The organism is Candidatus Zixiibacteriota bacterium (assembly GCA_035380245.1).
Taxonomy (GTDB): domain Bacteria; phylum Zixibacteria; class MSB-5A5; order GN15; family FEB-12; genus DAOSXA01.
In genome coordinates this window covers 838,761-851,184 of record DAOSXA010000002.1, presented here as the reverse complement: position 1 = coordinate 851,184, position 12,424 = coordinate 838,761, and the positions used below count along the sequence as shown (strand labels likewise).

Annotated in this window: 11 protein-coding genes; 10 read left to right on the top strand and 1 reads right to left on the bottom strand. The window is 52.1% G+C overall.

What is annotated here, in order from left to right; all coding sequences use genetic code 11:
- Positions 1-87 precede the first annotated feature (87 nt).
- The 6 genes from argF to PLF13_08705 all read left to right on the top strand — a co-directional run bounded on the left by argF (position 88) and on the right by PLF13_08705 (position 6,402).
- Positions 88-990: an ornithine carbamoyltransferase gene (gene argF / locus PLF13_08730; GenBank protein HOP07360.1), complete on the top strand. Its 903-nt coding sequence runs from the start codon at positions 88-90 to the stop codon at positions 988-990.
- A 55-nt stretch (positions 991-1,045) separates the two neighbouring features.
- Positions 1,046-1,888 carry a hypothetical protein gene (locus PLF13_08725; protein ID HOP07359.1) on the top strand — a complete coding sequence of 281 codons (843 nt, stop codon included), beginning with the start codon at positions 1,046-1,048 and terminating at the stop codon, positions 1,886-1,888.
- Between the two features lie 91 nt (positions 1,889-1,979).
- Positions 1,980-2,411: a PaaI family thioesterase gene (locus tag PLF13_08720; GenBank protein HOP07358.1), complete on the top strand. Its 432-nt coding sequence runs from the start codon at positions 1,980-1,982 to the stop codon at positions 2,409-2,411.
- Positions 2,412-2,545: 134 nt separating this feature from the next.
- Positions 2,546-3,061, top strand: coding sequence for a hypothetical protein (locus PLF13_08715; protein HOP07357.1), 516 nt, complete (start codon positions 2,546-2,548; stop codon positions 3,059-3,061).
- Between the two features lie 479 nt (positions 3,062-3,540).
- Positions 3,541-5,343: a C1 family peptidase gene (locus PLF13_08710; protein ID HOP07356.1), complete on the top strand. Its 1,803-nt coding sequence runs from the start codon at positions 3,541-3,543 to the stop codon at positions 5,341-5,343.
- A 252-nt stretch (positions 5,344-5,595) separates the two neighbouring features.
- Positions 5,596-6,402 carry a hypothetical protein gene (locus tag PLF13_08705; GenBank protein HOP07355.1) on the top strand — a complete coding sequence of 269 codons (807 nt, stop codon included), beginning with the start codon at positions 5,596-5,598 and terminating at the stop codon, positions 6,400-6,402.
- 78 nt (positions 6,403-6,480) lie between these two features.
- Here PLF13_08705 and rpsT read toward each other — a convergent pair whose 3' ends face one another.
- Positions 6,481-6,735 carry a 30S ribosomal protein S20 gene (gene rpsT / locus PLF13_08700; GenBank protein HOP07354.1) on the bottom strand — a complete coding sequence of 85 codons (255 nt, stop codon included), beginning with the start codon at positions 6,733-6,735 and terminating at the stop codon, positions 6,481-6,483.
- 62 nt (positions 6,736-6,797) lie between these two features.
- Here rpsT and murJ point away from each other — a divergent pair, with 62 nt between their 5' ends.
- The 4 genes from murJ to PLF13_08680 all read left to right on the top strand — a co-directional run bounded on the left by murJ (position 6,798) and on the right by PLF13_08680 (position 12,325).
- On the top strand, positions 6,798-8,378 hold the full coding sequence (gene murJ / locus PLF13_08695; GenBank protein HOP07353.1) for a murein biosynthesis integral membrane protein MurJ: 1,581 nt from the start codon (positions 6,798-6,800) through the stop codon (positions 8,376-8,378).
- Positions 8,379-10,655 carry a ComEC/Rec2 family competence protein gene (locus PLF13_08690; GenBank protein HOP07352.1) on the top strand — a complete coding sequence of 759 codons (2,277 nt, stop codon included), beginning with the start codon at positions 8,379-8,381 and terminating at the stop codon, positions 10,653-10,655.
- 91 nt (positions 10,656-10,746) lie between these two features.
- Positions 10,747-11,949, top strand: a complete 1,203-nt coding sequence (locus PLF13_08685; GenBank protein ID HOP07351.1) for a DUF4388 domain-containing protein — start codon at positions 10,747-10,749, stop codon at positions 11,947-11,949.
- Between the two features lie 16 nt (positions 11,950-11,965).
- On the top strand, positions 11,966-12,325 hold the full coding sequence (locus PLF13_08680) for a hypothetical protein (protein HOP07350.1): 360 nt from the start codon (positions 11,966-11,968) through the stop codon (positions 12,323-12,325).
- The last annotated feature ends 99 nt before the right edge of the window (positions 12,326-12,424 follow it).

The window sequence follows — 12,424 nt, the reverse complement described above, 5'->3', positions numbered from 1 at the left end:
CTGGAACGGGACTTGACAATCAGACGGTTAATCTTTTTATTGGCCCGATTTTGAATAGAAGACCAACCCCAAGACCGCGGAGGAACCATGCCTCGCTCTCTCTGTCAGATAACCGACTTCACCGCGTCCGAAGTAATCGAGATATTCGATCTTTGTGCGCGGATGAAAAAAGGTGAGATTGCCCCCAAGCCGTTTGCCGGGAAATCCGTCGCCTGTATCTTTACCAAGCCGTCGCTTCGGACGAGAATCTCGTTCGAGGTGGGTATCAACGAGTTAGGCGGCAATGCCCTGTACGTTACCGACAATGAGATCAAGCTGGGCCAGCGCGAATCTGTCTCCGACGCCGCCCAGGTTCTTTCACGCTATGTCGCCACGATCATGATCCGTACCTTCAAGCAGTCCGATGTCGAAGGACTGGCCAAATACGCCTCGGTGCCGGTGGTTAACGGATTGACCGATCTGGTGCACCCCTGCCAGATTCTGGGGGATTATTACACCGCCCTGGAACATCTCGAGAAAAAAGACCGCTACCGCGTCGCTTATGTCGGCGACGGCAACAATATCGTGAACTCCTGGTTGAACCTTGCTTCCCTGATTCCGCTCGATCTGCGGATAGGCACGGCCGATGATTGTCACCCCGATTCCGAGATACTGAAACGGGCTAAGACCAACTCCGACAGTGATGTTTTGGTCACGGCCGATCCTAAAGAAGCCGTCTCGGGTGCCGATGTAGTCTATACGGATGTTTGGGCCTCAATGGGGCAGAAACATCTGGCAGAGGAAAAGGAACAAAAGTTAAGGAAATATCAACTAAACAGTTCCCTGTTGGCGCTGGCGGATCCCAAGGCGATTGTGATGCACTGTTTACCGGCTGAAAGAGGTAAGGAGATCACGGACGAGGTCATGGATGGACCACAGTCGGTGGTTTTTGACGAAGCGGAAAACAGACTTCATATCCAAAAAGCGGTCATGGTTTTTCTGAACCAGTAAGCCTGATTCTCCCGGCCCGGGACGGGAACTGCGACAAAGCGAAAGGAGACGCAGCATGCGTTTTCGTGTAAGTTCACTCGTCTTGGGCCTTTTCGCGTTAATTATTTTCGCGATGGCCGGTTGCGGCGACGATGAAACTTCAACCAACTCCAACCTCGGCTCCCTGAGCGATCCGGAATTCCAGGCCGTTCAGGAACAGGTGGAGTCGTTTGTCGATTCCACTCTGGAGTTTGTGGGTAACGGCATGAATACTCTGCAGGGGATCTCGACCGGCGACGGCACGATCATCCCAGCTCAGTACGCTGTCGATCCCGACGGCGATGATGTGGTCAGCGTAACCTACGAGCAAGGCTGGCACGTTATTTACATCGCCAAACATTTTACCAACTACGCCACTTCGCTGCGTGACTCGGTGCAGTTCATCCAGAATGGAAACGCCCAGCAATCGCCGACCGACTGCGACAGCCTGGTGTTCGTCCATCGTTGGGATTACGACGTGGTTGACACTGTCAGTTCGCACAATATCCTGAACGGTTATTCCGACTACCGTTTCTCGGGTCTTGACGGCGGGCAGGCGACGATCAACGGCGCCAATGATCTGGCTATCCATAACAAGGTTGTTTACAACGATTCTACCGTCTGGCGCGATCTGACCATCGACGCCGAGGTTACCAACCTGACGATTGATTATTCGGCTTATGCCGGTTGGGGACAGTGCCCGGTGTCCGGATCGGTCTCCGCAACCGTGGATATGACGTATCAGAACGGAACCAATGATCCTGTTAACACCGAGTGGACCTTTACCGGGAATTTCACCAACGGTGTTATGGCTGTTACAGCCACTTGCAACAGTGTAACCTGGAAATACTCCAAGCAGATCTGCAACGTCCCGCAGTAAACCTGCTAAAGCTTTTTTAGGGCCCGTCAGTAAGCACGCTGTCGGGCCTTTTTGCTTGCCTCAGATCGCCGGAGAGCCTATAACAGACGGTATGAAAGAAGTTCTTAAATACTCCCGCTGTTTTGTTTGCGGTGACCTGAATGAATTCGGTCTAAAGGCGCGATTCTTTTTCGACGGTGAGAAGGCTTTTACCGAAATCGAAGCGGACCGGATGTATGAAGGCTATGCCGGAATATATCACGGTGGTGTTCTGTCGGCTTTGTTGGATGAGGTCATGATCAAAGCTATTCTGGCCGATGAAATCTACGCCGTTACCGCCGAAATGACTGTCAGATTTCTGGCGCCGGTACGGACCGGGGACCATCTGATTATTACGGGACGGGTGGTGAAGCGGAAGGGCCGGATGTTCTTTACCGAGGGTGAAGTGCGCGGAAGTGACGATCAGGTCTATGCTACTGCCTCCGGGAAATATCTCGAAGCCCGCCCTGATTTGCGGCAGGAACTGGAGAAATCAATCGACTGATGGTGTGTCATCGGTTGCGCAGACTGTGAAGCGGCCGGCGGCGAGAGAATTTTGTCGATATAGCTAATCTGTTATTTGCCATTGTCTTAGCTTGGCAGCGGAGGGTCGGCATTGAGCTTGCTGTGACCTTCGCTATGAGCGAAGAGAAAAACACCCCCGTTAAATGTTACCTTGCCGGCATAATCAATTCTGAGATGGACCCTGATCTTCAGGATCGTGGATTTTGCCGCGGCATGTTGGTTTTTGCCATTCCGACTCTTGGAATCCTGTTTCGTTGCCGTGCTCGAGGTGAGCGTATTGACCTGGAATTTGGGGCCTTTTTCGCCTTGTTGAAATTCCTCAAATCGAAGTTAGGGGAGGAGCGGATCAGGCAGCTTCAGGTGTACAGCTCCAATCCCGAGTTCGTGTTTGCTTTTACCGGAAAAACCCGTCACCTCGCGCCCGACAGTGAGCGCATGAAACTGGTAAAAGAATACAGTCGTCATTTTCAGATCGCGGTTGCACTCGTTAAGTCCTCGGACAATTTAGCGCTTGCTTCCACTGCTGATTTCCCCAGTTTGCCGGCTGACCGGTCGATTGCGATAAAACGCGACAGCGCAGATTCCGAAAGTCCTCAATTCAAGCCTTTCCAACGCGGTATCCGTATTTGATTTTTCTTTCTCCGGAACTGTTCTCCGGCCTCTTGATGTCCCCCTTTTGTCTTGACCAAATCCATAGTGATTCTTAACTTATAGCAGTATATGCTAAAGATCGGCCCCCACCTCACCGGGCCTGGTACACACATTGCCGTACTTATGAGTAGCGTGTTATAAACTTACCGCCGGAGATTCAAAGTGACTTGTAAAGCCGCTGATGACACGTGTTCATTTTGTTTGTCTTCTGGTGGTTTTTTCTATCACCGGGTAAATGTTTACGGCTCCTGTCGGCTTGATATTGCCGACACAGGTTATATGGTTCAAAATATGTTTCATGAAGGATCGACGCTCCAGCCGGATTGTATGAAATAGCCGAACGGAACAACAAACTTGCCGAGAAGGGTGGTTGTTGACCACTCTTGGAAAGATAGAGTCTGAGAAAGAAGGGCGCCGGTATTGCCGTGATGACGCCCGAAGCGTGGATGGAGAAACTAATGAAGAAGCTCTTGTGGACTGGACTGCTGGTGTTTTTACTGCCGGCTATCTCCCTCGCACAATTAACCGCCGACGATCTTGACCAGCTCCGGCAGCAGGCTGTCGAAGAAGGCTGGACGTTCGAAATAACCGCCAATCCCGCGACCCAGGTGCCGTTGGAACAACTGACCGGATTGGTTGTCCCGGAAGGCTGGGAGAAGAATGCCCGGTTCAATGACATCAAAGCCACGAGTGTTTTGCCCGATGCCTTCGATTGGCGCGATAACGGCGGTCTTCCGCCAATTCGCAACCAGGCCGGTTGCGGTAGTTGCTGGGCTTTCTCTTCGCTGGGTGCTCTGGAATGTAATATCAAAGTCCGTGACCTGGTAACGGTCGATCTGTCGGAGCAATGGCTTCTCAGTTGCAACACCAGCGGCTTCGATTGTGAAGGGGGCTGGTGGTGCCATGATTATCTCGAGTGGAAACCCGATGCCTGCGGTGGCGTCGGCGCAGTGATGGAAGATGAATTTCCTTATGTCGCCACGGAGTTACCCTGCGGTTGTCCATACAACCGCGAGTATACGATTCAGGGCTGGGCTTATGTCGGGACATCCGGCGGCGTGCCGTCCGTAGAATCGCTCAAGGAAGCGATTTACACTTATGGCCCGATTTCGGTGGCGGTCCATTCCTCCAGCTCGATGCAGGCTTATGGCGGTGGTATTTTTAACTCATGTGCTACCGGTGAAATCAACCATGCCGTTCTTCTGGTCGGCTGGGACGACAACCAGGGCGACGCCGGGATCTGGATCATGCGCAACTCATGGGGGACTAACTGGGGTGAAGACGGTTATATGCGCATGCCTTACGGTTGTGCCAGCATCGGATACTCTGCCTGCTACGTTGACTACCACGGCGGCGCTTACCTGGTGGCCGACACTTGTGTCGGATGGTCTCCGCTGGATGTGGAATTCCAGGGACTTTCAGGACTGGCCGTAAATCAATGGACCTGGGATTTCGGCGACGGTGATTCGGCCTTTGTCCAGAATCCGACCCATACTTATGAAGAACCGGGATTATATGATGTTACGATCAAAGTAGAAGCAGGAGAGGATGTCCGCAGTCATACTCGGTATGATTACATTGCCGCGCTGGCCGACACAATGTGGGTGGATCAGATAACGGTCGGTTCTACCACTCATGATGTCGAAGTGGACGTATACGGCCGCAATTACTGTCTGTTGAGTGATATCCGTATCCCCGTCGAATACAGCGGGACACTCAATCTCGATTATGATTCCTTCTCCGTGGCCGGTTGTCGAACCGAAGGTTTCGAAATGGCCTCACAGATCAATTATGTCTCTGACGCCATGATGTGTTTCAGAATAATGAACTCCGAATACAACTCATCGTCGGATCTGGAACCGGGGGTAGGCCCGTTATTGAAGCTCTATTATCATATCGTGGGCTCGGCATCGGTGGGACAGGTGACCAGTATAATTCTGGATGGTTACGCCACGCAGTATATGCCGAAATTCTCCGGCGATATGGCCGAATACACACCGGCTGTCGAGGATGGCCAGGTTGGCTATTTCGGCTGTTGTCAGGGAATCACCGGGAATATCAACAACGATCCGGATCAGATTATCGATATCTCGGACTTGGTTTACCTCGTTAATTACATGTTTAACGATGGCCCCGAACCGCCCTGTTTGCCGGAAGCGAGTGTCGACGGCGACATTTTCCAGGTAATCGATATCGGCGATCTGGTTTATCTCGTGTCCTATATGTTTTCGGATGGTCCGGCGCCGACTATTTGTTTCTAAGATATCATTGCCGAATTTTGCATAAAACCCTCGCTCGAACCGAGCGAGGGTTTTCTTTTCCGGGAGTAATCTGTCTTGCATATTTTATGTACTATCAGGATCAGAGCTTACCGAAACCGGCAGATATCCCGGGTGTAAGCAAGGAGCGGCTGTCTCTATCAAGCCTTACCGTATACCTTTCAAGGAGTTCATATAAGTGACCGGAGCCTTGGCACAAACCTTGCTCCCTAGCCGGACATGGATCGTAACTGTTTGACCCAGATTCGGATCGTTGAGGCTGATCAGCTACTGCCTTTCGAGGAGTTGCCGTCGCCGGATTCATCAACGGAGTTGACACTCGAAGAAACCCGGGTAGTACGACACCCGTTATTAGTGACACCGATGGATGAGTTCTCCTTTTTACTGCTGGACGATCCGGCCTATTTCCAGGCCTTAACCCGGCTCAGTCTGGCGCATTTGCCGGTCCAGATTTGTCGCCCCGACCAAATCTCATTATTGCCGGTGGAAGCCGGGCTGATCAAAATCTCCCGTAACGATATCCTGAAAATAGCTTCCCGACATTCCGATCAAATGATTATTGGCAGACAACCTTTGTCGGTTGCGCCCGGAATGGAAGTGATGTTTGATTTTGGCGAAGAAGCCACTCTGATCGTTCATATCCGGCACTCAAAGACACGAGGATGTCCCGGCGGACTGAAATCACTGTTACGAGATATCACGAGGATTGGACGGTATCGGCCGATCTCATATCCTCCGTCCGGAGAGGTTTCGGAATCGACTTTTGCAACTCCGGTCTCCGGTCGTATGACTTTACCTGCATTTGACCTCGAAGACCTGCGTACGGCTGCGGCCACCGATGATCTTTTCCCCTTTGGAATTACCGATATTTCCCCGAGTTTCCGGGTGCTCGATATTGATTTCCCGGTATCGGTTTTAGGGGCTGATATATCGATTGGTGAAAAGGAGTTGTTCCTGAGGGATCTAGTTGTACTGCGACAACAAACCCGCCGAACTTCCAGCTTCATGGGACAGGTATTCCTGCTCAATCGTCCTACCTGAACCGGGATGATCAAATAGGTACAAAAAAGCCCTGACGTCTATGGACGTCAGGGCTTTCATGCTTTTGATGCTTATCGACTACGAGAGCCGAGCCACAAAATGTGCCAGACGCGATTTATTGCGATCAGCGTTGCGGCGGTGAATCAGGTGGCAACCGGCTGCCTGATCGAGAAGGCGGGCTACCTCGCGGTATTTGACTGCCGCAGCGTCCTTTTCCTTCATTTCCCTCAGGTCGCGGATAGCAGCCCGCAATTGAGACCGGAAGGCGCGGTTACGCTCACGTTCCTGAGTCGATATTTTCATCCGCTTGGCGCATGATTTATGGTTTGGCAATTGAATACCCTTTCCTTATGTTAACACAACGTAGCCTGTAACTATATAGTAATGGATCGGATTTGTCAACAGGTTCGACAACGAAAAAAAGCTTTATCGGGTCGGCCGGAACGGTCTCTTCCGCTACGGCCTTTTCTCGTATTTTGGGTCTGGTTCGAGAACAGGTTATGGCCTGGTTCTTTGGGGCCGGGATGGCTACCGATGCTTTCGTTACCGCTTTCAGAATCCCCAATCTCCTTCGTGATATGTTTGCCGAAGGTGCACTGTCAGCCGCCTTTGTCCCGGTCTTCAAAGAGAAACTGGTTAAGACTACCGAGCAGGATGCTTTTCACCTGGCCAATGTGGTGGCTACAGCTATTCTCTTACTGGTCGGAGCAATCGTACTGCTGGGTATCCTGGCTGCCCCGGTTTTGATTTATATCACCGCTAATGGATTCATCGACACCCCTGACAAATTCAACCTGACCGTCAGTCTTACCAGAATCATGATGGTCTACCTGTTACTGGTATCGCTGTCGGCCTTGATTATGGGGATGCTCAATTCTTTCGGCCGTTTTGCCATTCCGGCGCTTTCTCCCGCCATGTTCAACATCGGGGTGGTGCTTTCGGTGATTCTGCTGTACAAGGGATTCAACCAGCCGGTTTATTCGCTGGCGATAGGTGTCGTGATCGGTGGTATCGGTCAACTCGTTATTCAGCTTCCCAGTTTGTTGCAGATAGGTTTTCGATTCCGACCCGTGCTGGATTTGTTCGACGAGGGGCTCCGCAAGGTTGTTCGGCTCATCACACCGATGATAATAGGGATGTCGGCCGGTCGGGTGAACATTCTGCTCAGTACCCTGCTGGCTTCGTTCCTCGTTGAAGGTTCGATTTCGTATCTGAACTATTCGTATCGCCTCATGCATTTTCCGCTCGGGGTATTTGCCGTAGCGCTCGGCACCGTAACACTGCCGCGCGTTTCCGAAATGGTCGCTCGAGGCGACCGCGAAGGCCTCCGGGTTGCTTTCCGGGAAGCCATCGATTTAAACCTGCTGGTGGTGGTGCCGTCTGCATTTTTCCTGGCTCTGCTGGGTGACGAGGTGGTCTCGCTGATTTACCAATGGGGACGATTTAACGAGGCTAACGCCGCCAATACTTCGCTGGCGCTTCTGCATTATAGCTACGGTCTGATCGGATTCGCCGCGGTCCGGGTAACGGTTCCGTTCTTCTACGCTCACGGTGACTCAAAACTGCCGATGCGAGTCTCGATCATTTCGGTGATTGTCAACATGGCGCTGTATTACCCTTTAATAAAACTGTTGAACTTTGCCGGATTGGCGGCCGCTACGTCGATTGCGGGATTGTTGAATTTTGCTCTGCTGTTGTACTACTTGCCGACCAAGGGAATCGCCGTACCATGGCGTGAGTTGACGATTAAAAGTGCAAAAATCGTTGCCGCGGCGGCGATCGCTTTTTTGATTGCCGACTATCTGCCGGTGATTACGGTGGAAGGGATCGGAGCCGTGGGGCAGAGGTTGCTCAATCTGGCGCTTCCGACTGCCGTAGCCGGTGTGTTATATATCGTGTTGTGTTTGTTGTTGGGAATTGGGGAGATTAAAAGATTGCTTAACATGGTTCTTCCCGGGAAGCGTCCCGGGGCTTAAATGCTGCGGAAATATCCCGCGGTTTTCATTCTGCCTTTTATCGTCCTGGGGATTGTCTCGGCCGATCTGTTCCGGCCCGAATCCGAATGGCTTCTTGTGGCTTGTCTGGCAAGCTGTCTGGCGGGGCTGGTGTTGCGAAATCGGCAACCGCAGACGGCGATGTTGCTCTTAACCCTGAGCCTGGCGTTGTTCGTTTCGTTCCGATTTGCCGCTACGGTCTATGATACCGGCCCCGACAGCTTGAACGACAGGTTTCAATCCGGCCAACGATACACCGTTCATGCCCGAGTCGTTGACTGGCCGGTGATTAAAAACAATCGGACCGAGATAAGACTAACGGTGGATTCACTTGGCGAAGCGGGCTCGACAACTGCCTGTCGGGGCGGGCTCCTGCTCAAGGTGACCGATCTTACCACCGCCCTCCAACGAGGGGACAAAGTGAAATTCTCGACACGGTTGTATCGACCGCGCGGAGGGGAGAGTCTGACCGGATTTGATTATGGTCGTTTTCTTCAACTGAGAGGTATCGAAGCGGTAGCTTATCAGGACAATTTACTCTCGTTACAAATCGACCGGACTCCTCGTTCGTCTCTTTATTACGCGGTCCATGTTGTTCGCCAGGCGATTCTGGAGATCTTTCAAAAACACCTTTCCCCGGATGCGGCGGCCCTGGCCTCGGGCTTTCTGATCGGGGAGACGCGCGATGTCCCTCTCGATATCTATCGTATGTTCCGCGACTCCGGTACGCTGCACCTGCTGGCCGTTTCCGGTTCGAACGTCGCCTTGATCGTTCTGTTCGTCATCGTGCTCCTGCGGCCGCTGCACTTGCCGAGACAGGTGAGATCGGTAATCCTTTGGGGAACGATTTTGTTTTTCTGCTGGCTCTCCTATGCCGAACCCTCGGTTATCAGGGCCGGTCTGATGGCCTCACTGATCATCCTGGCCCAGGTTCTTGAACGTCGCTATGACCTCAACAATGTAATTGCGGTGACGGCTCTGATCATTCTCCTCGTTGATCCATCGCAATTTTATTCAGTCGGATTCCAACTGTCATTCGCGACGGCCTGGGGGCTGATACTGGTTTTTTCGGATATGCATCTCCCGCCCCGAGGAATAATGCGTCATCGCTGGGTACGCTGGTGGTTGTTGCTGTTTCTCGCAACCATAACCGCTCAATTTTTCTCAGCCCCGTTGACGGCTTATTATTTCGAACGCATTCCGCTTATTTCACCACTGGCGAATCTTCTCATCGTTCCGGCAGTGTCACTGGCCGTGCTGGGGTCGGTGTTGCTGTTGCTGATGGAGGCTCTGTTGCCGTGGGTGGCCGGATGGGTGGGCTGGATACTCGATCTGCTCTTGCGGTTGGTGATAATAATGCTGCAATGGTTCGGAGGTGATCACGTACCTCTTTGGCGTCTGGCGCAACCCTCGTTGTTCACCGTTCTTGGGAGTTATGTTATTCTTGCTCTGGGGGCACTCGGATTGAAGCATTCCCGACTGCGCCGCTCGGCGGTAGTAATTGCGGTTGTTCTCGTCAATGTGTGGCTGGCTATTGGAATCGTTGATAACCTGCACCGCGATCACAACCAGACGCTCGATATCCTGACTATCCCCGGTGGTGTCGCGGTGATCGTACGACAGGCCGAATCGAAGGTCGCTGATTTGTATATCTCCTCGGCGCATAGTCGCAGTTACTCACTGGCCGAAGCGGTTCTCGATCCACAGCTTCAGGCTGCCGGGATCAGGCATCTTCGGCATCTGATTGTTGCCGATGCCGACTTCGGAGCTCTGGGGAATTTATTAACGACAGCGGAAACATTCCATGCCGATACTGTCTGGTTGCCGGAATTCCTTCGAGCGAGCAGCATGGATATAGGACATCGAGAGAAGCCGAATAATCAACCGGTACATGTCGCTTTCTTCAATCCAACCGACTCCGATTTTGCCGGCCCCGCTATGGCCACGGAAGGAGGCTTCTGTCTCAAGTTCGCTCAGATTGACTTACTGCTGAGTATGAGTCCGTCAGCAGCATGTCCGGTGCCTCTCTCCTCGGACTATCTTTGTCTTATTTGCGGGCGTCTCACTAAAACCGTTTGGGAAGACTTGAACGACAATGTTGATCTTTTAGTCTGTTCAAGTTCTGAACAGGCTGTCCAACCTTCCTCAGATCGTACTAAGCTGCTTGACCTTAGTCGAATCGGGACGCTTCGGCTTGAGTTGTCGGGCGACTCGCTCCATACGCCGCTCATCGGAGTCGGCAGCTCAGATTACGATTAAGTTCTAAGCCCAATTGCCCGATAATCCTAAGAGATACACCCGCAAAGCGGGATTACGGCTATAAACTTGGGCTACGAAAGGTCAGGAAATCGTGAGTCTGTCCGGCAATCTAAAAACGGTATCTTTCCCCGACATCCTGCAATTGCTGGCCACCGGCAAGAAGACTGGGTTGTTGGAGGTGAAGACCGCCGCCCGCCAAAAGGAAGTGGCCTTCAGAAACGGCAATATCATTTTCGCATCCTCGGTGAACGACCATGAAGACCTGTTGGGCAATATGTTGCTCAGGCGAGGTGAAATTTCCAAAACCGATCTGGAACGAGCCATCACACTGCATAAGCAGACCGGCCGTCAGCTCGGTACGACTTTGATCGACATGGGTTTGTTCGGCAAGGATGAAATAGCCGAATGTCTTCGTCTGCAGATCGAAGAGATCGTATACAACCTGTTCGCCTGGCATGAGGGTGATTTCATTTTCCACGAGGGGCAGGAGCCTAAAAATGCGCCGTTCCTGGTGGAAATGAATACCATGAATGTCGTTATGGAAGGTACCCGGCGTATCGACGAGTGGCTCGAAATTCAGAAAGTCCTTCCGCCGGACGACGTGTACCTCAAGGTTGTAAGTAATCCCAAAACCGCCAAGGGTGATATCAAGCTGTCGGTCGATGAATTCCGTATTCTCATGCTGGTCAACGGTGAGCGCACTTTGCCGGATCTGGTCAACGTCTCTCCCATGGGTGAGTTCGTGACCTACCGCGCCGTTTATAAACTGGTCGGTGCGAAACTGGTGGAGGGCGCCGGTAAGGTGGAAGCCGTTCAGGTTGATGATGAGGATGAAGAAGAGGTCATATATTCGATCATCTTCCACCTGTACAGCAATTGCCTTTATCGCATTCGCTGCATCGTTGACGAATATCTCGGCGACGAGAATACTCGTTTTACGGAATTCGTTTCTCAATACCGTAACGGTTTGTTCAGCTATTTCCCGGGGGTAGATCCTAAATCGGACCTGATGCCTTCGTTTGATAAATTCCTGACGGCCATGCGTCAATTGCCGCCACAGACGCGGCTTCATCATCTGCTGAGCGGTCTTGAATCCATGCTCTCCGAGCAGTTGGAATTCATCTTCCAGTTATTGGGTTCCGGTCCGTTCCGTCGTGGCCTTGGCGCCGTAAAACGAGAAATATCCGAGCCGCTGGCCAAGCGGCGGGAGCTAGTTACTCGTTACGGTCTGGAGGATTCTTTTTACAAGACTCTCCGTCGTGCTGATAAAGTCGTGAAAATGGTTCGTGGTTGATAAAGAGGTATTAACGATGAAAAAGATATGGTTCTCGACCATCGCCCTGGCTCTGATCGCCGACAGTGCTCATGCAGCCAATCTGGCGGTAATAACTACGCCGCCGGCATTGCTGAACTCCGTTGTCCTGATCGGGGCCGTAGTCTGCGGCGTTGGCGCTTACAAGGTCCTCAGCACCGTCCGCGGTGGTCTGCTTTCCCGTAGCTGGAGGATGTTCCTGGTCGGTTTTGCGGTGCTCGTGCTGTCTCAGGCCGCCTGGTTGATCGATGTGTTGGAAATATATGCTCTGCCGACTTATGTCGGTCCGGCCTTGTTGACCATCGCAATCGGTTTTTTGACCTACGGCATCTTCGAAACGAAAAAAGCGCTTGGCTAAGACTGCTTAAAGAGTTGACATACATTCATGAGCTGTCTATACTTATGGGACGGCTAAAAATGTCGAAATTGTAACATTCTATCATTGCGAGACTTAACG